This window comes from Undibacterium sp. RuTC16W, from assembly GCF_049339445.1.
Lineage (GTDB): Bacteria > Pseudomonadota > Gammaproteobacteria > Burkholderiales > Burkholderiaceae_D > Undibacterium.
In genome coordinates, this window is record NZ_JBMPPE010000009.1 from 47,429 (window position 1) to 68,970 (window position 21,542).

The following is a 21,542-nucleotide window of genomic DNA, read 5'->3' on the forward strand; positions in this document are numbered from 1 at the left end:
CTACCGACCGATACGCGGATCAGTAATTAAGCACTGACTTTGATCCGGACGTCACCCAAGATCACGGTTTGCCCCGCACGGATTTTGGCCGTTTTACGTAATTCTTGTTTTCCGTCTACTTTCACTGAACCGCTGGCGACGATGACCTTGCCAGCGCCACCGCTGTCGCACAGGCCAACGAGTTTTAATAACTGGTTGAGTTCAACAAACTCGCCTTCGAGGCTAAAGCTAAGGTCTTGCATAGGGATCCTGATTGGTTAACGTAGATGATGATCGTTGCGGACGATCAAATTTTTTTGCAATTTCCGAATAAATTTACTGCCGCTCATCTGTCGGACCCTGCATGTCTGGTGGGCGGCTGGCAGGATACACTAAATTGCTTTCGCCAACTGAATTTCTGCTTTGTCCAGCCATAGGCGAAGCTGAGCTAACAGCTCATGCTGACTGAACGAACAGCTTTCTTCGCTAAACAGGCTACCTGATTCTAATCTGCTTAATAAATTTTCCATCACCTCTGCATACCGTTGCGGTAGTTGCTGCATCACAGCATGATCAACACGCCATTCTTGACAAAATTGCCCAACGGACAGATCTTGCTGTTGTAGCAATCCTAGTGTATCTCTTAAGCGCATCAGATTTTGAGTTGTCATTTAGCTGAGTTATTTTGACGGTAAAGTGATCGCACTAATATCGTTTGCGGATTTTTTCCTATTATAGTGAATCTGATTGTCAAAACTCTGCGTAAAGATCAGAGCAGGATACCGGTCTTGTGATGAAAGTAGATAGCGACATTTTCTCAAAAAATGTGTAAGGTATTCTGGCTTTGCCCGACTATTGGTCGTAAGTGATTTTTATTAGTCTTTTTTACGATTCTTTCTTTAAATTTTTCAGGAGATAAACATGAATAACAAGGCATTGATCGCAGTCGCATTAGCAAGTTTAGTGGGTTCTACCGTGGCGTTGGCAGCAGAGCCAGCAAAAACAGAAAAATGTTTTGGTATCGCTAAAGCAGGTCAAAACGATTGCGCAACCAAAACAGGTTCTCATTCCTGTGCTGGTCAGGGCAAGAAAGACATGGATCCAAATGAGTGGAAAAAAGTCCCGGCTGGTACTTGTGAAAAAATGGGCGGTAAGCTCGATAGCAAAGCGTAAACCTGCAAGACAGTAATTGAGCCTTATTTCCGACTCAGTGCAGCAAGCCAATCCCGATCTGGGCGTCGGGATTGGCTTGCGCAGTCAGCACTACCGTGATTTTCTTAATGCTTCTGTTGATATCGCTTGGTTAGAGGTGCATTCAGAAAATTATTTTGGTGATGGTGGTTATGATCTGCATGTATTGCAGACTTTACGCCAGGATTACCCTGTCAGCCTCCATGGTGTGGGGCTTGGTCTGGGCTCCGCACAGGGGTTTAACGAAGTCCATCTGCATAAACTCAACAAACTGGTACATCGAATCCAGCCTGCTCTGGTATCTGAGCACCTATGCTGGGGCGCTATTGCAGGGCGTCATTTGAACGATTTGCTTCCCCTCCCATTAAGACAGGACTCTCTGGCATTGATGTGCGAACGTGTTGATCAGTTACAAAACTTGTTGCAAAGATCTGTCTTGATTGAAAACGTATCGACCTATCTGCGTTTTGCCGAAGATGACATGTCTGAGGCTACATTTCTGGTCGAGCTTGCGCGTCGTACTGGTTGCGGCATTTTACTGGACGTGAATAATCTCTTCGTCAATCAGCATAATCACGGTGAGAGCGCCGATGCAGCGTTGATGGAACTGGCGCATCTTCCAGCGGGTGTGATTGGTGAGATTCATCTCGCAGGACATTTGCGTAGCGACGATTGCCTTATTGACCATCACGGTTGCAGTGTTGCTCCCGAAGTCTGGGAATTGTACGAGAAAGCTTGTGCACTGTTCAGTCCGGATATTCCGGTATTGATTGAATGGGATACGGATATTCCTGCGTTACCGGCGGTACTGGCAGAGGCAGCCAAAGCTGCCCGATACCGCGCTAATGCCAGGGTGACTGCATGACAGCGAACAATCTGGCCCCGCTTAATCCGGCTCATAAAACTACACTGACTGAATTGCAATTGCGATTTTCTGAGAGATTGATGGCTACTGCATCTGCCTCTGAATTGGATTCAGGATTACCAGTAGAGCTGAATATGTTTGGTGGCAAGCCGGCGCAGATCACGTCGCGGCTTGCTACTTATCGGGGCAATCTGACGGCGATCTGGAGCCAAGCCTTGAAAAATGTCTATCCCGTACTTTATCAATTAGTCGGTGAAGAATTTTTTGGACAAATGGCCAGAGAATATGGTCGCCGCCACCCATCAACTTCGGGTGACCTGAACGAGTTTGGTGTTTCTCTGGCCACTTTTCTTGAAGATGAAGAACTTGGCGTTTCTGCGGACTATCCTTATTTTCCAGATGTCGCAAGATTAGAGTGGCTGGTACATCAGGCATATTACGCTGAGGACAAATCCACCTTACATTTGTCAGCGCTAATCAGCCGCTTTGGTGCGGAGTTTGCTGACGCGTCGTTAGAATTACATCCTTCGTGCAAGTTAATCGTATCGGACTGGGCTAGCGCTGACATCTGGCTTGCTCACCAAAATATCGGCAGCGGTGTGTTTCCTTCAGAGATACAGCATAAAAATCATATTTTGATTCATCGTCAAAATTGGACGCCTGCTGTCCATGTGATCGATGCCGCGTCTTATGCCGCTCTGCGAGCTTTGTCTCAGGGAATCAATCTTGGGCAGTCTCTGGAAGTCGCTGTTGAGTGCGATGCAGGATTTCTGATTACTGAGCGCCTTCAGCAATGGTTTCAGTGGGAATTGTTTTGTTCTGACGAGTTAAATTTCAAAGAGTTATTGTAAGAACTCTTCGTCAACTCCGACTAATGATCTACAGGAATCCTGACATCAATCAATTTAACGGAGAGGAATATGAATCAATTTTTACGCCTGCACCAACTGACCACGCAATTCGATCATCTGCTACAAGAATGGGGCGGCGCTCTGCTGAATCTGGGACTGCGTATTTTCGTCGGCTGGCAATTTTTAAAAGCAGGAATGATCAAAGTCCAGGATTGGGAGGGCACACTGTCTTTGTTCCGCGAAGAATACACCGTACCTATACTACCTCCTGAATTGGCAGCCATCATGGGCGCGGGTGGCGAGCTATTTTTACCCATACTGCTGATCACCGGATTATTGTCACGTCCCGCGGCGCTCGGACTGTTTGTCGTGAACGCGATGGCAGTGATCTCGTATCCTCAGCTCTGGAAATTTGAATGCCCTGCAGCAATCAATGATCATTTGTACTGGGGATTACTACTTCTGGTTTTATTGGTATTCGGAGCAGGAAAACTCTCTTTGGATAGCCGTATCCAATCGTCGGCACAAACCTGATTTCGTAATTAGTCGGCAACTGGTGTTCAGAATGGGCACCGGTTGAATAGAGTATGAATGATGTATTCAGGATGTTTTTATCTGTTGCCTTAAACACTCCCTATATTTTCAGGTAATGAGGCTTAAGCTTGAATGAGCGATGGCAACTTTCGTCCTGATTTGCTCGTCTATTTTATTAAAGTCTCCCGCTTTTCCTCCGATCGATTGTATTATTGATACGTACTTGGCTGTTGTAATTCGCTTCATTCCAATTACAGCAATCTTCATCTCAGACAATGAGGATTTTGGCGAACTTATTTCTATAAGCTAGGTCTCAGTAGTGCAAATTGCCATTATAAAAATAACGATGAGCGCATTGCAGCGAAGTAGTTACTCCACTTATAAAAAATAATACAAGAGCAGATCATGAAAATAGACACTCCCGTTTTGTCTTCACTATCACAACGTCGCTGGCGTTTGCCTGTAGTGGGTTTGATTGCCGTGCTAATTGCCGGCGGTGGCTGGATTTTGTACACCAGGACGACTGCATCGCAGGCGAAAGACGGTGAAAAAGCGATGGCGAAGAAAGAGCCGGTTTACGAGCTGGCAGCTGTTGATGTGGTGAAAATCACGGCACGCGAATTAAGCCTGAACTTGCCGATATCCGGGTCACTGATGCCCGCAAGTCAGACTACTGTGCGGGCAAAGGTTGCTGCTGAGGTGCATGAAACTTTGGTGCAAGAGGGAATGCCGGTCCGGAAAGGGCAAGTGATTGCCCGTTTTGACAGTGCGGATTTACGGGCTCGTTTCAATATCCAAGACGCTGCTGTCGATGAGGCGCAGGCTCGCTTGGCATTGGCGCAAAAAAATCGTCATTCTAATGAGGCTTTGCTCAAGCAGAATTACATTTCTCAAAATGCGTTTGATACAACACAGAATAGTCTCGATCTGGCGCATGCCAGCCTGAAATCTGCAACCTCACAGCGGGAGGTTGCACAGCTTGCTGTTGCCGATACGCTGGTGAAATCTCCCGTTGACGGTATCGTCAGTAAACGTAGCGTTCAGGCTGGTGACAAGGTCTCGCCAGACAGTCCCTTATTCAGTATCGTCAATCTCGCTCAGTTGATCCTTGAAGCACAAGTGCCTTCGAGCGAAATTCCCCGTGCCAAAATTGGCCAAAATGTCAAATTCTCCGTAGATGGTTTTGGCTCCCGTTCTTTTATCGGCAAAGTCGCCCGTATCAATCCGTCTGCTGAGGCCGGGTCTCGCTCGATGCTGGTCTATGTGAGCGTTGAGAATAGTGATGGTGTATTGAAAGGCGGCATGTTTGCCAAAGGTAATCTGACATTGGAAAAAACCAGTGCTTTACCTGTGATGCCCGTGACGGCGATACGCCAGCATAATGGTAGCGATATGGTTTATCGCATAGTCAATAATCAGATTCAGCAGCAGGTAGTCAAATTAGGTCTGCGCAATGAGGATGAGGGTGTGGTTCAGGTGATTCAGGGGCTGGAGCCTGGTATGCAGATTATTTCGACCAGGCTTGACAGTATTAAGCCCGGCAGCAAAGTCAGTATGCCGAAAGCGACGATTGCATCTGTTCCGGCAGCCGATGTGACTACAGATAAAGTCAAAGGCTAAGCCATGTGGATTACCAAAGTCAGTATTCAGAATCCGGTTTTTGCCACCATGGTGATGGTAGCGCTGATGGTTTTGGGATTGTTTTCGTACAAAGGTTTGGGGCTGGAGCAAATGCCAAACGTGCAGTCTGTTGGCGTCTGGATGGAAGTGCAATATCCGGGAGCATCACCTGAAATTGTTGAGAATGACATCACCAAGCCGGTTGAGAATGTATTGAACACGATCAGCGGCGTAAAACGGATTATGGCAAGCTCTTATGAGGGGCGTGCAGGCATCTGGACTGAGTTTCAGTTGTCCGTAAATCCAGACAAAGTGCTGCAGGAAGTGCGCGACAAAGTTGCCCAGATACGCCCGGGTTTTCCTAAAGACGTGAAAGATCCGTTTATTGTCCGCGGTGGTAGCGACGGTAATGAGCGTCCTGTTGTAGAGATGTCGATCCGTTCTCAGGAAAGAAACTTGCGTGAACTATCCAACCTGACCGATCAGATCATCGCGAAAAAACTACAGAGTGTCGCCGGTGTTGGTCGTGTCGATGTAAGAGGTGCGGTTGTCCGGCAGGTGCAAGTCAAGTTGAATCCTGATCGCATGGCAGCTAATCACGTCGGTGTGAATGAAGTGCTGGCAGCAATTCAGTCAACGAACCAGAACATGCCGGCAGGATTAATCACCCAGGGAGCCAAAGATCAGTTGGTGCGTCTGGAAGCGAAAATAACAGACCCGCGCGGATTCAATAAAATCATCGTTGCCCGTCGTGCCAACGCCCCTGTTTACCTGGAGCAGGTCGCCGATATTCAGGATGGTGAACGTGAGGAGTTATCGATTTCACGTGTCAACGGTGTGCGGGCAATCGGTGTGTCAGTTACCAAGATTCAGGACGCCAATATTGTAGAGGTCGGCGATGGCATCATGGAGGCTATCGATGATCTGAAAAAGAGATTGCCTGCCGATGTGGTCATGAACGTCAACTATAACAATGCCGATAACGTAAAGCAGTCATTAAGCGGCGTTAAGGAAACGATTCTTGAAGGCGCCGGATTAACGATCCTGATTGTGTTTTTGTTCTTGCATTCCTGGCGCAGCACGATCATTACCGGCCTGACCTTACCGATCTCGGTGATCGCCACTTTCATTGCATTGAAGGCATTTGGCTTTACATTGAATTTCATGACCTTGATGGCGCTGTCTCTTTGTATCGGTCTTTTAATCGATGATGCGATTGTCGTCAGGGAAAATATTGTTCGCCACCTGGGGATGGGAAAAGGGCATAAGCAAGCAGCTGAAGACGGTACCAATGAAATTGGACTCGCCGTCATGGCAACGACGTTTGCGATTGTTGCGGTGTTCGTGCCGGTGGCCTTTATGAATGGCATGATTGGTCGCTATTTTTTACAATTTGGTATTACTGTCACCGTCGCGGTTCTGGTATCACTGTTTGTGAGTTTTACCTTGGATCCCATGCTGTCCTCGATCTGGCATGATCCAGCTGAAGGGCGATTTAGCCGCCTGCCATGGCTGGCGCGCATGATGGAGAGGATTGAGCACGGGATCGATCAGCTCCATCACCTGTATGGACGTATTCTTGAGCTGGTATTGAGGCGCCGTAAGACAACGCTGGTACTGACTTTCGCACTCTTTGTCGGCAGTTTCTTTTTGCTGCCGTTTATTGGTACTGAATTCGCTCCGGAAACGGATGATAGTCAAATTTCACTCAATCTTAAAACGCCGGTGGGTTCCAGCCTGACCTACACCAATGAAAAGACCATGCAGGTTGAAGCGATTTTGAAAGAGATACCTGAAATAGTGACGATGAATACCAGCGTTGGCGTGGAGGGTGAACGCAATGCGGCGCAGATTAATCTGAAGTTGACCCAACCTCGCATCAGTCACCGCAAGCCACAAAAAGAAATTGAATCCGCTATCCGTCAGCGCTTGAAATCAGTTCCCGGTATTGAACTTGGCGTCGGTTTTAATAAGCCTATTTACGTGGCAATCCTGGGACCTGATGCGGACAAGCTGCAAGGGGTTATTGATCAGGTCATGCTGAAATTGAGCGCAATCAAGGGTATCGCAGATCTGGAAAGTAGTTTGACGGGGGCCAACCCGACAGTGCTGGTGAAGGTCAATAACGAATTAGCGAATGATCTAGGCTTGTCCGTTCAGCAAATTGGTGCCGCCTTGCGACCATTTGTTGCCGGTGACACGATCGGTCAGTGGCTGGCGCCAGACGGTCAGAATTACGAAATCAACGTGCAGCTTCCTAAGTCGGGACGACAGAAAATCTCCGACCTTGCAGATCTCTCTCTGGCAAGTAGCAAGCTTGACGCGACTGGCACGCCGGTAATGGTGCCTTTGCGTCAGGTAGTGCAATTCATCCCGGGAACCAGTCCGCGAGTTATCAAGCGTCAGGATTTGCAGCGTCGTGCGGCAATCTATGCCAATGTTGAAGGCCGTCCTGCAGGGGATGTCGGTAAAGAAGTTCAGGACCTGGTCAAAACAATTGAACTGCCGCCTGGTTATCGCTTCGATGTCGGGGGGCAGACTAAGGAGATGCAAGAATCTTTTAATGCTGCATTGGCCGCGCTGGGGATTGCGGTGATCTTTATTTATCTGATCCTCGCATCGCAATTCGGTAGTTTTTTACAACCGCTGGCGATTATGACCTCACTGCCTTTTTCTCTGATCGGTGTATTGCTGGCTTTATTAATTACCGGCAGTACCTTGAATATTTTCTCCATCATCGGTTTTATTATGCTGATGGGCCTGGTAACCAAGAATGCGATTTTGCTGGTCGATTTTATTAATCAATCTCAGAAGCAAGGGATGTCACAACATGATGCAATCCTGGCGGCAGGCCAGGTCAGGTTGCGTCCAATCCTGATGACCACGCTGGCAATGATTTTCGGCATGTTACCGATGGCGATCGGTTTGAGTGAGGGCGCAGAATCGCAAGCTCCTATGGGACGTGCTGTGATAGGCGGGATTATTACTTCCACCTTGCTTACCTTATTAGTGGTTCCGATTGCTTATACCTATTTAGATCAATGGGGACGTCAGGCGCAGGCTTATTTCACGAGACATAGTCAGATCGCTGATACGGCGCTAGATATAAATAAGGTTTAAAAGCAAGAAAATTTGAAAATAAGCCTTGATTGCCTGTTGCATATTTGTAATAATTGTGTATCTGGCAATGTGTTTTTTATTTTGAATAAAAGTGCGTTGTTTTTAAAAGAATGTTTACTCTAGAATTGTAATTTTCTCTATTCAGGTAAAAGTCCTGATGACATACTGAGCGCACGGTGACTAGCACGACCGTTCACTTAATTTTTAAAAAATATTCCCATTAGGAGACAAAATGCGTCAATCCAATTTTGCACTGGCATTGCTTGCAGCAGCTGTACTGGCTGGTTGCGGCGGTGGCGGTGGCGGTGATCAAACTACCAAGGTCAAATTCAGTTCCCAAGTCTCGTTCGGTGATAGCCTGAGCGACGTCGGCACTTATGCAGTCGGTACTGTTGCCGCATTAAAAGGTGGCAAATACAGTATCAATGATGTAGATGCAAACGGTAAGAATAATGCGAAAAACTGGACAGAATTGATGGCAGCTCAGTTAGGCTTGCCAGCACCTTGCCCGGCACAAACAGGCTTGTTAGGTTTGGCATCACAAGGGTTTAGTGTTCCGGTCGTTAATCACGCAGGTTGCACATCGTATGCACAAGGTGGTGCTCGCGTAACGAATCCGGTTGGCCCTGGCAACAAACTGCTGGGCGGCTCCAATGCAGTCCTTGGCCAGTTGACCGTACCTGTTGTTACACAAATCCAGAACCATCTGGCAATCAACGGCGGTGCCTTCAAGGGTGATGAAATCGTATTCGTCATGGCTGGCGGTAACGACGTATTCATCCAGCTGGCAACCTTCTCCGCCGGTGCTACGGCTGCAGCAACTGCCGCTGTCACTGCTGCCGTACCAGGTCAGATTCAGAAAGATATCGCCGCTGGTACTTGCGTTCCTGCCGATGCACAGGCAACTAACTGCCAGGCAGCTGCTGTCGCTAAATTGACACCGACTGTGGGTGCAGCAGCAGCAGGTGCATTCGTACAAGCTAATGCGCCACTGGTTGTGACTGCGATGGGCACAGCTGGTGCTGAACTGGCTGGCTATGTTAAAACGCTGATCGTTGGCAAAGGCGCTAAATACGTCACCGTTGTCAACTTGCCTGACGTTAGCCAGACACCATTTGGTTTGAGCACAGATGCTTCCACACAAACGTTGATTTTCAACATGGTGAATGCATTCAATTCCCAATTGAAAGCAGGTCTCGATGGTAATGCCAGCATTTTGTATGTTGATGCTTACACCATCAACCGTGATCAGTTCGCTAATCCTGCAATTTATGGTTTGACGAACGTGACGACGCCTGCTTGTGATTTGACAGCAGCGAAAAATCCTTTGGGTTCCTCATTGGTTTGCAACAAGTCAAACACGATCTCTGGCTCAGTGGATAACTACCAGTATGCTGACTCCGTGCATCCAACTCCATATGGTTACTTGTTGTTGGCACGTTATGTATCTAAAGAAATGGTTGCAAAAGGCTGGCTGTAAGCCCATAACCTGATTGCAAGGGCAGAAATGACCTTTGCGATTTTCCACATCAACATCACCGGGCTCTATGTTGAAACGCTGATGTTGGTGGGGCAAGCAACTTTATCGAATTATGTAGATGACTAACTTAGGTGTCATCAGTCAAAAAGATCGGGAGACAATATGAATAAAAGTTTTAACACTGCGATGAAGCTGTTGGCAATCGCTGTTTCGATGACCGCGAGCGTTGCTGCTTCAGCGCAATCCGCAGGTACGTGGTCAGCCAAATTTGGTATTAACCAAATCACTCCAAAAGTAACAAGTGGCGATTTGAGCGCACCTGCTTTGCCAGGTACAAAGGCCGACGTCGGTAGCGATACTGAACCTGTTTTGGTCGGTAACTATATGTTCACGGACAATATCTCTGCAGAGTTTGCAGTAGGTTTGCCGTACAAACATAACCTGATTGGCGCTGGTGCTATTAATGGCACAGGCAAGCTAGGTACTTCTGAAGTATTGCCGCCGACTTTGTTTGCACAATATCGCTTCTTCCAGGCGAAATCTGCTTTCCGTCCTTATGTTGGTTTGGGTTTGACCTATGCTTACTTTCAGAAGGAAACAGGCTCTGGACAATTGACTGCATTGACTAATACAGGCAGCTCTTCACCAACAACATTTAAACTGGATCATAAGTTTGGTGTCACTGGTCAGATCGGCGCCGCATATGCCATCAATGAAAAATGGTATGTTGATGCTGCAGTCACGAAGACTTATCTGAAAACGACAGCGCATTTCTCTACTGGTCAGACGCAAGAAATTAAGCTGGATCCAGTCGCGATTGTAGTTGGTGTTGGCTATCACTTCTAAGCCTTAAGTTATTCTGATTCAATCTGGTTCAGTTCAGAATAAATAAAAAAAGCCTGCGGATATCAACATATCCGCAGGCTTTTTAATTTGCTGTCCCTCACTACATTGTGCTTCAGGAGGCGACGCGATTACGTCCCTCGTCTTTAGCACGATATAAAGCGGCATCGGCTATTGCAATCAGTGCCCCAGCATCTTGCCCTGCCGATAAAGTTGCGACACCAAAAGATCCCGTAATATGCGGTAAAGGTTTTTCGCGCTCCTCAAATACCCGGGTTTTACGTAGTCGGATACATAGCCGCTCCGCCACGGCAATCGCTGATTTCAGAGCTGTACCTGGCAAAATCACCATCATCTCTTCACCACCATAGCGGGCAGCAAAATCAGAGGGACGCAGACCTGCATTCATGACTTTGGCCGCACTTTGCAATGCATCATCACCCACCAGATGGCCGTAATCGTCATTAAATCGCTTAAAGTGATCCAGATCGACCATGATGATGCTGAGCGGATTGCCTGTTGCATGAGCATGTTCGATCATTCCGGGGAGCTGGCTATTCAGCCAGGCGCGATTGTGCAGGCCAGTCAGACCATCCACCATCGATAACTGGCGATAAAATTCACCGACTTTCTGGCGATTGCGGATTTGTGCATTGGCGGCGCGGATACGGAACGACAGCAACTGCAGTAAATTTTTCGCGACACCGTTCGATTCGTCAATCAAGCGCCATAAGGTTTCTGCCTCGATGACCAGCAACTCGCTATCCGCCAGTGCACTGATTGTCGAGGAGTGAATCTCCTCATCCAGCACCGAGATTTCACCAACGCATTCACCCGGCAAATACTGCGTAATCGCTGTTTCTAATTGATTACTGCTGGCATCTTGTCTCGTAATGCCTAGTACGCCTTGCAGCACCACATACAATCTTGCACCCGAGCTATGCGCATCGAGTACGATCTGGCCAGTACGGGCTTTAACGATAGCGCAGCGTTGAATAATATCTGCGATGAGACGAAGGTTTTCCTCAGAAATATCGCGGAATAAATGAATGCGATCAATTTTATAATCAGCATTGCCGAAGCTGGTGAGCGGTTCCAAAAGGGTTTTTTCCAAATACATGAATTGCTGTCAAAAATTATAAAAGAATGCCCTTGATTGCCTCAAAGCGCATTTCGGTTTCGCGAAAGATCCGTAAATACTCCACCTGGTCTAATCCTACGGTATTCCATGCGGTTTGGGACAGGAGTGGTACAAGATCATCATCAATATGATTCAGATCAAGTCCGTGCACAATCGCATTCGCAATATGGACTATCGAAGCAACCGAATTGAGACCTTCGATGTCGGGATCGTGATGACCGCGGATGGCATCATGAATTGCTTCAGAAAACTGCCACTGGTCAGCGAGTGCTAGGCCGGCGACTACATGATCAATGCCCATTACAGCTTGTTCTGCCTCTAGCAGATAACAGTCCTCTTGCTGCCGGTAGAGAATCGCCTGTTCATATTGTGCAGGAAAGCGTGTGACCAGTACCAGTCGTCCTATATCGTGCAGTAAGCCTGCGGTGAACGCAAAATCATGTTTCATGTGCAGAGTTCTTGAGATCAGTTCTGCACATTCGGCGGTCGCAATACTGTGGCTCCAGAACGCCTGAAAATCAAAATTCCTGCAACGGGAAGGCGGAAAGCTATGGCTGATCGCGGTAAGTCGTATCAGGTTGATTACCTGACGCATACCAAGCATGGAGACCGCTTGCTGAATGGTGACGACTTTGGAATTGCTGCCGTAAAAAGAAGAATTTGCCACGCGCAGCACACCCGCTGCGAGTGACTGGTCGTGCGAAACCTTCTCTGAAATGTCATCCAGACTGATATTGTCATCATCAAGATTGGACAGCAAGTCTCTTGCAACTTCCGGTAAGGTAGGTAAATCTTTTATATGTTGAACGACATCGTTCAGCAGTAAGTGCTGGCTGCTTAGTGCAGAAATATCAGGAGTCATGGTGCATCACTCCGGTAAGCGCGCAAATAATCGCGCAATATACTGGCTGGCATCTGGTCATCAATGTGGCGAAACAATTTATCCAGGCGGGCTAATTGATGTTGTTTTAGTTCATTCACCGTTGCTTCGTCCAGATCCGCATCTGACTCATTCTCTGTAAGGACAGACAATTGGCGTATATGATGATTGGCAACTGAGGCCAGCATGCTGTCAGTCAATATCACACCTGCAGGCAGTAACACATGCCCTTGTTTATCAAGTAAATCATCCGCTAGCACCCGGCCTGCGGAAATTTCTGACAAGGATAAATATTGATGTCGCTTGCTCATAATCGAGACCTCATGATGCTTACAGTGTAATAAATTTTCACTCAATTGACATGATTTTGTTTCTCTTCAGCAGTGCAGCCTCTAATATACTACGGTAAGTATATTGGGTGACAATATCAACAGGTACCAATCAGTATCAAACTACATTGCAAAATTTCTCTTACCTTCACAGGCCGCTTTCTCATGCATCCGATAAAACAATTTGTTCATAGCAGACCACGCCTGGTTCTGACTTTTGCCTTGGGCCTGGTAACGGGCTGGCTACTGCCGGACAGTCTGGACTGGATGACCCGTGCATTAGTTGGCTGGAATGTGGGCGTATGGACCTATCTTGTTTTGATAGGCTGGCTAATGAGTTGTGTCAGCCACGAGAGCATAAATGACATGGCGATGCAGGAAGATGAGAGTGCGGTCGCGGTATTGGTAATCCTCTCTTTGTCTGCGACTGCCAGTCTGGTCGCGATTGTTTTTCAGTTGGCGAATATGAAGGGGATGTCGGAAAATATCCGGTTACTGAAATATGCCTTCACAGGCATGACCGTATTCGGATCCTGGAGTTTGCTGGCAATGGTGTTCACGTTTCACTATGCCTTGCTGTTTTATCGTTCACCCAAAAACAAACGTGGATTGCGCTTTCCCGATGAAGAGCAAACTCCCGACTATTGGGATTTTTTATATTTTTCGTTCACTATTGCAATGGCGGTGCAAACCTCGGACGTCTCGGTGATGTCGCGAGAAATGCGCAAGACAGTGCTTGCACAATCGGTGCTCAGTTTTTTATTTAATGTCGCTATCCTAGGTTTCTCGATCAATATCGCTGCCAGCTTGGTCGGCGCATAAGCTGGAGTAGTACCATCATGGCATAGTCTCTGGTTGCCATGCCAGACGTACCATCCTAGCGGCGATGGTCGTCACCGTGACGCCGATCATCCCGGTCTTGACGATGCTCTCTATTCCAGCGATCGTCGCGGAACTCGCGATGCTCGCGGTTTTCGTGGTGTTCCCAATAATCGCGGCGCTCATAATAGCCGCGTGGATAATAGCGCTCACGCCATGGACGTCCAAATACTTGCTCTACATAGACATGTTCAATATAGGGGCGTTCGGAGCGCAGCACGACAGGTACGCCGCCAAATTGCAGATCAATATTGAAGTAACCGGGCAGACGGTTGCCGAATTGCCAGCTAGCGCCGTTAGCCCAATACCAGTAGCCGCTGTCAGGCGCGTAATAGACTTGCTGCGCCGGGTAGTACACATAGTTGTAATTGCGTATGACCTCTCTCGTGTAATACGGCTGAGGGCGCCAGTCCCCTCTATCCCAATCATGAGCAGCAGCGCTGCCGCTGATGCCGGCACTGAGAAGCAGGGTGCCGATTGCAAGGAATTTGATGGAGGTCGTAATGCGCATGATGAAACCCGTTCAGAAAGTTGACTACAAGCGTATAACGCTTCGGAGTGTGCTTACGGTGACATGAGGCGAGATAAATCTGTGCTGCCACGCAGCAGAAGTGCAACAAAAGGTATCTCTATACGGACGTATTGTTATGCAGATACTGCCTATGAGATGTGCGGGGATTTCAATGCCATAGCCTGCAATGAGGGTTGCAACTGCTTGCAATTCAGGCAAATTCCTGCGGTGAGTCTGATAGTTTTTTTGTGGTGGCAATAGTATCCGGATATTGCAGTTATTTAATATACTGGGATATAGTATTTTTTAACACCTAATAAAGATCAGCGGTAACCGCAGTATTTTTTATAAATAAAGGGGGAGTATATGTTTTCAGTCTTCCGCTTGGAGCCAGTTAGCAATCAACAACGAATCAACAATGAGCAATGAAGGGAAATAATATGGCGATCAGCAACCAGAATGGATTCGAGCAAGAGTGGCGTGTGCTGCAAACGAATATCGAGGCGCTGGAACGCAACTGCCTCTGGATCAAATTGAGTGCTTTTACTTTGTTTGTCGTGACCGCGATGTTCAGCTTTACCGTGTGGATGATGCTCGGCTTGCTTGCCACATTATGCTTGCAAGAAGCGATTGTCAGGACATCGCAGGCACGGCTCACTGCGAGGATCTTACGGATTGAATCCTGCTTGCAATCGGCGGAGGAATGCGGCACCGCATTTCAATTGCATACTGAGTGGCTGATTGACAGGCCGCGAGCAGGCGGCTTATTCGCCGAATATCTGACACAGGCGCTTCGCCCCACTGTTGCTTTTCCCTATGTTGTACTCATGGTGTTCAGCTTTGCATTGACGTGGGGACAGCCACCTTATTGAGATGGCCGATCCGGAGGAGGGCGGTTTATTCTGGAGTCGTCGCGATTCTTACCACGGGATATAAATTAAAACGATCATCCCAGGACGAATGGCGGCGGGCAAAAAAATCCAATCTCGCTGAAGCGCTTTTGGCAAAAGCCGGATCAGTGGCAATGCGTCGATTGAATTCAGCGCGCAATGCGGGGTCGGCAGCCAGTTGCTCACGTGCGACGTCTTCGGCAACATAGGCCTCCATATATTCCTTGCGCTCGAAGGCATTATTGAACCAGCCCCAGTTGACCAGTGCATCCGGTGCGCTTGGTTCCAGCATTGCGATGACCAGATTGGCTTTCGCTTGAGCGACGGGTACAAACAAACTGCCTTGCGGGAGATCACGTACTTCGGTTTTCCAGTCACCTTGCAGCTTTAGCATTTGACGTCCCTCAAAGGATTGCGGGCTGAAGTCGACTTTGCTGGCACGGTAACTTTCTACCGGCGTTTTTAGCACCGGCGACTTCAGCCGGCGGAACACGATGCCATGCTGCGTCAGTTTTTGCGCAAGTATATCGGCGTATCCCGCAGTGACAATATAACCAGCTTGCGGTGCGACGATGCTGCGTTGTGGAACGATTTCATTACGTAAAGTGACATTCCAGATTTGCGGCTTACTCTCGTCATAGCGCGTCATCAAAGCGCCAGAAATATCGGAATGTGTTCGTGTGTATGCATAACCTCGGAAGGCAAGCGGCGTAGTCTTTCGTGTTGTCTGGTAGCTGACAGGAACGTCTTTACCCGCCAGCGTCGCTGCTTGCAGATCGGCTGCCAGAGCCAGTTTTCGCCATTCTGCACCATGTACCGCCACCTGATTTAGTACCGAAATCACGGTGTTGCGGGTAATGCGTACACGGGTTGCATACTCTTTCCATGAGTGTGTTTCTACCAGCATACCGAAGCGATTGCGTAAGGCGAAATAACCGTGCGAGAAACGCGGCGACGGAACGGTATCAACAAAACCCGACATCGGATCATCTTCTTTTTCAAACGACATATAAAACGGCAGGGGTAAGGAGCCTTGCTTTGCAAGATCGGCGATCACGGCGTCACGGAATTGCTTGCCGGACCGGCGCAGTCCGGCATTGCCAGAGTTGACCGGCTCAACCTGGATAGAAATATCATGTTCAAACTTCGCTCCGTCCGTGACATGCAGATCAATGGTCGCCAGCGGATCCCAGTCATTGATCAGTTTCAGCATCGCCTGCATTTCGACAGAATCGGCCTTCACGTAATCACGGTTCAGATTGGTATTCTGTGCGGTAGTTCGCCAGCCCATTTCTTCAGGACCGCGTTGATTTGGGCGATTCCAGCGACCGAAGCGCTCATGGCCGTCGATGTTAAACACGGGAACGAAGAGCAGCACTTGTTTAGCCAGTGCGCCTTTGGCATTGGTGTCTTCCAGGGCTTCGCGCAGTGCTAAAAATCCAGCATCCTTGCCATCAATTTCTCCCGCATGAATACCGCCCTGTATCAAGGTAACCGGCACACCTTGTTGTGCAGCCTGTGCTGCGCTCAACGCGCCGCTGCGTGATGCTACTAGTGCTAGCATAGGCCTGCCTTCCGGTGTGCGGCCAAACTCCAGGCAGCGCACGGCATCCGGATAATTTTTTTCAAACTCAGCGCAGAGTGCGATGACCTCATCATAGCGACCGGTTGTGATGAATCCGGATCGTTCGGATACCGTTGTCAATGTCCTTGTTAATGCAGGAGTCAACGAGCTGACAGCGGTTGCTGCAACGGTGTTTGCTGCAATACCGGACAGTGTTGCAAAGGAGATCAGCAGGGACGATATAAGGGATAACTTCATCAAACGGGTTTCCTCAGAAAGTAGTTAGGGGAGGTGTTGAGTTGTCTTGCCTTAGCGATTTAGGCGGCGGATGTCGCGATTTTGCTCTGCCACCAGCGTGCTTTATCCTGCAACTGATCCATTTGCAGGCCGCACAGCGTTCTCTCACGCATCAGACATGTGCCATTCACCCAGACATGACTGATTTGTTCGCGTCCTGCAGCATAGACGATTTGTGAGATCGGATCGAATAGTGGTTGCGTTTCGATTGCCGACAAATCGATGGCGATGACATCCGCTTGCTTACCGGTGATGAGACTACCTATCTGCTGTTCCATACCCAATGCTTTGGCGCCCGCGATAGTTGCCATTTCGAGTGCGACGCTGGCATTGAGGGCAGTGGGATTGCCAGACTCTGCTTTTGCCAGTAAAGCTGCCATGCGTAAGTCGCCGAGCAGATCGAGTTTGTTATTACTCGCTGCACCGTCGGTGCCGATACCAACCTGGATACCTGCCGTTTGCATTGCGTGAACACGTGCGAAACCTGAGGCAAGTTTTAGATTGCTGGCAGGGTTGTGGGCAACATGCACCCCATGTCTTGCAAGCAGAGCGATTTCGGCATCATTGGCGTGAACCACGTGGGCGGCGATCAGCGCTGGACTTAGCAAGCCCAGCTGATGCAGGCGTTGTAACGGCCTCATACCATATTGCTTGAGGCTGGTATCGATTTCGTCTTGCGTTTCATGGATATGACAATGAATGTCCATGCCCATTTTTTCTGAGATAGCAATGATTTTACTAAAGGTTTCATCGGCGACCGTGTAAGGTGCATGCGGTGCCAGGCGAAACGAGATGCCGTCCTGACCGATAAAACTCTGGCGTGCTGCGAGTGCTTTATTGATGTATTCATCCGCATCATTTGCATAGACAGTCGGGAATTCCAGAATGCTGCAACCGACGATCGTCCGCATGCCAGAGTGAATGCCCGCGCGGGCTACCGCCTCATGGCAAAAATACATATCGTTGACGGTCGTGGTGCCGCCCCTGATCATTTCCGCCATCGCATGCACACTGCCGTCGAAGACGAATTCATCGGACACATGTTTTTTTTCTGCAGGCCAGATGTGATGGTTCAGCCAGTCCATCAGGGACAAATCGTCTGCCAGACCGCGTAACAGGCTCATTGCCGAATGGGCATGCAGGTTTACCAGACCGGGCAGCAGAGCATGCTTTGGCAAGACCGTATGGATCGCTTCCGGAAATTGTTGCCTTGCCTGATCCGCAGACAGGATGGCAGCGATTTTATCGTCTTGCATCACTAAGGCATGGTCCAGTAATACTGTCCCACGCGGCTCAACAGGAATCAAAAATTGCGGGTACAGGCAGCTTGTTGTTGTCATGACGATGTCACCTTATAAAATTCTGACAGAGACTGTGAACGATGTGGATAACACGATTATAGCGGTGCATCTGTGATCGGGGTTTGTTTGCAACGCCGAGACAGTCGTGACGATGAGACCTGAATAAGTGCTTATTTTAACTATGCTGTAAGTGCAGCATTACAGAACGGAACGCTGCAAAATTCTGATGCACTAAATGTCCGAATACAGCCAAGTAATCTTATGATAAAAATGTTTTTTGACCGCAATCCTTTAACTAAGTACACCAAAAAAAAGACGCAACATTAGAAATGTTAATCAAACGAACCATAAACTCTCCTTCGACTACGCTGTCTTAATCTACTTGCAGAATAAGACTGACCATGGTTTGCTTAGGTAATTGAGCCTTATCAATTCAGTGATAAATTTAGTTCAGTATCGAGGGACATACATGAAGGGGTTGAACTCGATCCGTATGGAGCAAATAATTTGTGAGCTGGGGTCGGAGCTGCAGGCCTACATTTGAAGCATTGATTTTTATAAACGCTATGCGGGATATATTAAAGGGTCAATGAAGTGTAAATAATCAACAATATGGTACTCAAAGTTTGCTGGATATTTTCCAAAGATATAAAGATGAATTCAAGGATTGTTGAAGCATTTAGTGCTTTACGTGATGCCAATAATGCGGCAAGGCCAGGAGATGCCGCTAGTAGTATAAGTTTGCAGAAAGAAGTTGCATCTCAAATGCTTCATCGAGCCTGCAAGAAATTCTGTATAAATGTCACGGAACAAATCAGTGAACGTGTTTTTGAATGCGCTCACCAAATTCAATCATAAATCGTTCAGGGCTAATCGCCAATGTTGAATCGGCATGGCCCATCTTTTTGCTGCCTGTGAGATTGCCAGATAAATCACTTTTACGGCGGATTCATCGCTTGGAAACAGCTTTCTGTGCTTTGTGGCGGCACGAATCACACTATTAAGTGACTTAATGGCATTGGTCGTATAAATCGCTTTTCGGATGTCTGGCGGGGTATTCAAACAAGGTGCGCAGATTCTCCCCAGTACCATCCACGATGTCGATATGTGTCGATAGAGGGTGTCCCATTGCTGCCTAAAACGATTTAACTCCGCCAGTGCCTGATCTTCCATATTGGCTTGGTAAATTCGTTTCAGATCCGCTGTGATAGCTTTGTAGCCCTTCCAGAAACGTACTTCAGGCTGTTGCACACCATGTGAACAATACAGAGCTGGATACGGGTTTCAGGGTAGGCGGCAGTGATAGCCTCATTAAAGCCTTTAAGGCCATTTACGCAGGCGATGAGAATATCTTGCACGCGACGATTTTTTAGTTCTGTCAGCGCCGATAAACAGAATTTGGCTCCCTCATTATCGGACATCCATAACCTAGCAAATCCTTTTTGCCGTTCATATAAACACCCAGTGCCAGGTAAATGGATTTATTGATGACACGCATATTGTCACGAATCTCGATGACGATACAGTCCAGACAGACGATGGGATAAATGGGATCAAGCGGTCGTGATTTGCCATTGGGTGATTTGCTCGAGTACGCGATCAGTGACTTTAGAAATCAGGGTGGTAGACACGTCAGCATCGACCATTTCTTTAAAAGTCTGCACAATTTCTCTGGTGACGAGTCACTTGGTATAGGGCGTGAGGATCTGATCGTCCATGCTGGTAACGCGCGTCTGATTTTTGCGAATGAGTTGTGGCTCAACGCTATCATCCCGATCACGTGGTATGTGGATTTCAACGTCACCATGCTGACCTTTGAGTCGCTTATGCGTGATGCCGTTACGAGTATTGCTGTTAGAGTGTTTGCTGTTGTCATGCTTCTCGTAACCGAGATGCTCGGTGAGTTCAGCATTTAAGGCAGTTTCTGCGGTTGATTTGAGCAGCTCCCTGGAGAGGATATTCAGATCTGCTTCAGATTTGATGTCTTTGGCTAATTCAGCAGCCAATACTTTGAGTTCCTCTCTGTCCATTAAAACGTCCATCGACCAATTTCCTGATAAAAAGTTAAAAGGTCGTGGACATTTACACAAATTTATTTACAGACTCCGAATTCTGGATGAGCTTCACACTCGTTCGCCATCTTACTTATTGTTTTTGTATATTGCTGAGACGAATACATACTTAATGCCGATATCCAGTAAAAATCAATCTCTGCGTGCAGATAGGCGGCTTAGCTTCCACTTGAATTGTTTCCACAAGTTTTTGTATCTGTATCAGGGTTACAAATTCTAGCGCGCCCTAAGAAATTGATTTTTACCCTTCTTGTATAGCTGCCTAGCACGAATGTTGCAGTTCCCGCTTGCGGAGTTTGACTACTTGCATTTGTCCTACTGCGACCATTGCCCGTATAAGATATATATGGGGATGAATTATCCGAAAAATTACCTGTTAATGTCATATTTGTAGGAATTGCTTCATGTGTAAAAATAATGGTTTCCCCAGCATCTACCTTGTGATTGTCGTTTGCATCAATAAATATTGTCCAGCCTTTATTCCAGTTTGTGCCATCTGTTGCGACCATATCAACTCGCGCCCCTCTTTTGATTGCTTCCGCGCGCGTCATATTTATACCGCCATAGAACTCGCTTGCAGTCGTAACTATTTTTTGGCTATCAATAAATGTACGAAAGCTCGGAATTCCAACCGCCAGCAATATACTGGCTACCGCTATAACGATGAGTAACTCTATCAATGAAAATCCAGCAAAAATCGTATTTTTTGTATCGATCGTGTTCATAGGATTACCAACATATATCTTTTGAGCCATTTGTTCCTGAGAAGTTTTTTACGCCTGTGCTGGTCATAGTGAAGTTCCCGCATTGCAGATCTTTAAAATTTGAGTCTACATTTGCTGTACCTGGCACTGCGGTCAGAAGAACACAATTTTGAATTGTGTCTCCAGTACAAGCGGTCGCCGTGATCTCATATGAACTGGACGTCGCAGTATCACCGCTATACCATTTGAATTTCTTTTCATTTGCATCTGTTGATGCCTGAGAAAAAACTATATATGAATTATTTTGGGTGTAAAACCGCTCCTCTTGTTGCATTAATTGCATAAGCGAGCTTTTAGCTTGCGAGCGTTTGGTTTTTATAACACTAGAAACATAAGAAGAATAAGCAATACTACTTAAAATTCCCATAATGACTAGTGTAATCAAAAGTTCGATCATACTAAAACCATTAGATTTTTTGTTCATCTAAGCA

General features: G+C 47.5%; 20 protein-coding genes and 1 pseudogene. 10 read left to right on the forward strand and 11 right to left on the reverse strand.

What is annotated here, in order from left to right; translation table 11 throughout:
* Positions 1-26: 26 nt before the first annotated feature.
* Both ACO0K4_RS16240 and ACO0K4_RS16245 read right to left on the reverse strand, forming a co-directional pair.
* Positions 27-242, reverse strand: coding sequence for an RNA-binding S4 domain-containing protein (locus ACO0K4_RS16240; protein ID WP_422957704.1), 216 nt, complete (start codon positions 240-242; stop codon positions 27-29).
* A gap of 129 nt (positions 243-371) precedes the next feature.
* A complete protein-coding gene (locus ACO0K4_RS16245) occupies positions 372-650 on the reverse strand; it encodes a hypothetical protein (RefSeq protein ID WP_422957705.1) in 279 nt (92 codons plus the stop codon).
* A 250-nt stretch (positions 651-900) separates the two neighbouring features.
* Between ACO0K4_RS16245 and ACO0K4_RS16250 the strand changes: the two genes are divergently transcribed.
* From ACO0K4_RS16250 to ACO0K4_RS16285, 8 genes are all read left to right on the forward strand, one after another.
* Positions 901-1,152 carry a DUF2282 domain-containing protein gene (locus ACO0K4_RS16250; protein WP_422957706.1) on the forward strand — a complete coding sequence of 84 codons (252 nt, stop codon included), beginning with the start codon at positions 901-903 and terminating at the stop codon, positions 1,150-1,152.
* 16 nt (positions 1,153-1,168) lie between these two features.
* Positions 1,169-2,035: a DUF692 domain-containing protein gene (locus ACO0K4_RS16255; protein ID WP_422957707.1), complete on the forward strand. Its 867-nt coding sequence runs from the start codon at positions 1,169-1,171 to the stop codon at positions 2,033-2,035.
* Entirely contained in the window at positions 2,032-2,886 is an 855-nt protein-coding gene (locus ACO0K4_RS16260) for a putative DNA-binding domain-containing protein (protein WP_422957708.1), read from the forward strand. Before ACO0K4_RS16255 ends, ACO0K4_RS16260 begins: the two co-directional genes overlap by 4 nt.
* Before the next feature lie 69 nt (positions 2,887-2,955).
* Positions 2,956-3,420, forward strand: coding sequence for a DoxX family protein (locus tag ACO0K4_RS16265; RefSeq protein WP_422957709.1), 465 nt, complete (start codon positions 2,956-2,958; stop codon positions 3,418-3,420).
* Between the two features lie 405 nt (positions 3,421-3,825).
* Positions 3,826-5,040 (forward strand): efflux RND transporter periplasmic adaptor subunit, encoded by a 1,215-nt coding sequence (locus ACO0K4_RS16270; RefSeq protein WP_422957710.1) that lies wholly within the window; start codon positions 3,826-3,828, stop codon positions 5,038-5,040.
* A 3-nt stretch (positions 5,041-5,043) separates the two neighbouring features.
* Positions 5,044-8,160 (forward strand): efflux RND transporter permease subunit, encoded by a 3,117-nt coding sequence (locus ACO0K4_RS16275; protein ID WP_422957711.1) that lies wholly within the window; start codon positions 5,044-5,046, stop codon positions 8,158-8,160.
* A 232-nt stretch (positions 8,161-8,392) separates the two neighbouring features.
* Positions 8,393-9,640 (forward strand): SGNH/GDSL hydrolase family protein, encoded by a 1,248-nt coding sequence (locus ACO0K4_RS16280; protein ID WP_422957712.1) that lies wholly within the window; start codon positions 8,393-8,395, stop codon positions 9,638-9,640.
* A 162-nt stretch (positions 9,641-9,802) separates the two neighbouring features.
* Positions 9,803-10,486, forward strand: coding sequence for an OmpW/AlkL family protein (locus ACO0K4_RS16285; protein WP_422957713.1), 684 nt, complete (start codon positions 9,803-9,805; stop codon positions 10,484-10,486).
* A gap of 112 nt (positions 10,487-10,598) precedes the next feature.
* Here ACO0K4_RS16285 and ACO0K4_RS16290 read toward each other — a convergent pair whose 3' ends face one another.
* Genes ACO0K4_RS16290 through ACO0K4_RS16300 form a run of 3 tightly spaced genes read right to left on the reverse strand, consistent with a single transcriptional unit; the run spans position 10,599 to position 12,815 of the window.
* Entirely contained in the window at positions 10,599-11,597 is a 999-nt protein-coding gene (locus tag ACO0K4_RS16290; RefSeq protein WP_422957714.1) for a diguanylate cyclase, read from the reverse strand.
* Positions 11,598-11,619: 22 nt separating this feature from the next.
* Positions 11,620-12,486 (reverse strand): HDOD domain-containing protein, encoded by an 867-nt coding sequence (locus tag ACO0K4_RS16295; protein ID WP_422957715.1) that lies wholly within the window; start codon positions 12,484-12,486, stop codon positions 11,620-11,622.
* Positions 12,483-12,815, reverse strand: coding sequence for a hypothetical protein (locus tag ACO0K4_RS16300; protein WP_422957716.1), 333 nt, complete (start codon positions 12,813-12,815; stop codon positions 12,483-12,485). Before ACO0K4_RS16300 ends, ACO0K4_RS16295 begins: the two co-directional genes overlap by 4 nt.
* 183 nt (positions 12,816-12,998) lie before the next feature.
* On the opposite strand from ACO0K4_RS16300, the gene ACO0K4_RS16305 reads away from it, so the two are divergent.
* A complete protein-coding gene (locus tag ACO0K4_RS16305) occupies positions 12,999-13,655 on the forward strand; it encodes a DUF1345 domain-containing protein (protein WP_422957717.1) in 657 nt (218 codons plus the stop codon).
* A 55-nt stretch (positions 13,656-13,710) separates the two neighbouring features.
* On the opposite strand, the gene ACO0K4_RS16310 is transcribed toward ACO0K4_RS16305, so the two are convergent.
* Entirely contained in the window at positions 13,711-14,223 is a 513-nt protein-coding gene (locus ACO0K4_RS16310) for a hypothetical protein (RefSeq protein WP_422957718.1), read from the reverse strand.
* 440 nt (positions 14,224-14,663) lie between these two features.
* Here ACO0K4_RS16310 and ACO0K4_RS16315 point away from each other — a divergent pair, with 440 nt between their 5' ends.
* On the forward strand, positions 14,664-15,095 hold the full coding sequence (locus tag ACO0K4_RS16315; protein WP_422957719.1) for a hypothetical protein: 432 nt from the start codon (positions 14,664-14,666) through the stop codon (positions 15,093-15,095).
* A gap of 25 nt (positions 15,096-15,120) precedes the next feature.
* On the opposite strand, the gene ACO0K4_RS16320 is transcribed toward ACO0K4_RS16315, so the two are convergent.
* From ACO0K4_RS16320 to ACO0K4_RS16340, 5 genes and pseudogenes are all read right to left on the reverse strand, one after another.
* Complete coding sequence (locus tag ACO0K4_RS16320) at positions 15,121-16,935, reverse strand: M14 family zinc carboxypeptidase (protein WP_422957720.1); 1,815 nt, start codon at positions 16,933-16,935, stop codon at positions 15,121-15,123.
* 59 nt (positions 16,936-16,994) lie between these two features.
* Positions 16,995-18,314, reverse strand: coding sequence for a TRZ/ATZ family hydrolase (locus ACO0K4_RS16325; protein ID WP_422957721.1), 1,320 nt, complete (start codon positions 18,312-18,314; stop codon positions 16,995-16,997).
* A gap of 775 nt (positions 18,315-19,089) precedes the next feature.
* Positions 19,090-20,305, reverse strand: a pseudogene (locus ACO0K4_RS16330) (IS256 family transposase).
* Positions 20,306-20,505: 200 nt separating this feature from the next.
* Positions 20,506-21,072, reverse strand: coding sequence for a GspH/FimT family pseudopilin (locus ACO0K4_RS16335; RefSeq protein ID WP_422957722.1), 567 nt, complete (start codon positions 21,070-21,072; stop codon positions 20,506-20,508).
* A gap of 4 nt (positions 21,073-21,076) precedes the next feature.
* Positions 21,077-21,535, reverse strand: coding sequence for a type IV pilin protein (locus tag ACO0K4_RS16340; RefSeq protein ID WP_422957723.1), 459 nt, complete (start codon positions 21,533-21,535; stop codon positions 21,077-21,079).
* Positions 21,536-21,542 lie beyond the last annotated feature (7 nt).

Coding starts and splice junctions, on each gene's coding strand:
- ACO0K4_RS16260 (WP_422957708.1), top strand. CDS start 2,032: ATGACAGCGAACAATCTGGCCCCGCTTAATCCGGCTCATAAAACTACA.
- ACO0K4_RS16275 (WP_422957711.1), top strand. CDS start 5,044: ATGTGGATTACCAAAGTCAGTATTCAGAATCCGGTTTTTGCCACCATG.
- ACO0K4_RS16245 (WP_422957705.1), bottom strand. CDS start 650: ATGACAACTCAAAATCTGATGCGCTTAAGAGATACACTAGGATTGCTA.
- ACO0K4_RS16295 (WP_422957715.1), bottom strand. CDS start 12,486: ATGACTCCTGATATTTCTGCACTAAGCAGCCAGCACTTACTGCTGAAC.
- ACO0K4_RS16265 (WP_422957709.1), top strand. CDS start 2,956: ATGAATCAATTTTTACGCCTGCACCAACTGACCACGCAATTCGATCAT.
- ACO0K4_RS16250 (WP_422957706.1), top strand. CDS start 901: ATGAATAACAAGGCATTGATCGCAGTCGCATTAGCAAGTTTAGTGGGT.
- ACO0K4_RS16280 (WP_422957712.1), top strand. CDS start 8,393: ATGCGTCAATCCAATTTTGCACTGGCATTGCTTGCAGCAGCTGTACTG.
- ACO0K4_RS16285 (WP_422957713.1), top strand. CDS start 9,803: ATGAATAAAAGTTTTAACACTGCGATGAAGCTGTTGGCAATCGCTGTT.
- ACO0K4_RS16325 (WP_422957721.1), bottom strand. CDS start 18,314: ATGACAACAACAAGCTGCCTGTACCCGCAATTTTTGATTCCTGTTGAG.
- ACO0K4_RS16310 (WP_422957718.1), bottom strand. CDS start 14,223: ATGCGCATTACGACCTCCATCAAATTCCTTGCAATCGGCACCCTGCTT.
- ACO0K4_RS16300 (WP_422957716.1), bottom strand. CDS start 12,815: ATGAGCAAGCGACATCAATATTTATCCTTGTCAGAAATTTCCGCAGGC.
- ACO0K4_RS16340 (WP_422957723.1), bottom strand. CDS start 21,535: ATGAACAAAAAATCTAATGGTTTTAGTATGATCGAACTTTTGATTACA.
- ACO0K4_RS16270 (WP_422957710.1), top strand. CDS start 3,826: ATGAAAATAGACACTCCCGTTTTGTCTTCACTATCACAACGTCGCTGG.
- ACO0K4_RS16305 (WP_422957717.1), top strand. CDS start 12,999: ATGCATCCGATAAAACAATTTGTTCATAGCAGACCACGCCTGGTTCTG.
- ACO0K4_RS16320 (WP_422957720.1), bottom strand. CDS start 16,935: ATGAAGTTATCCCTTATATCGTCCCTGCTGATCTCCTTTGCAACACTG.
- ACO0K4_RS16315 (WP_422957719.1), top strand. CDS start 14,664: ATGGCGATCAGCAACCAGAATGGATTCGAGCAAGAGTGGCGTGTGCTG.
- ACO0K4_RS16240 (WP_422957704.1), bottom strand. CDS start 242: ATGCAAGACCTTAGCTTTAGCCTCGAAGGCGAGTTTGTTGAACTCAAC.
- ACO0K4_RS16335 (WP_422957722.1), bottom strand. CDS start 21,072: ATGAACACGATCGATACAAAAAATACGATTTTTGCTGGATTTTCATTG.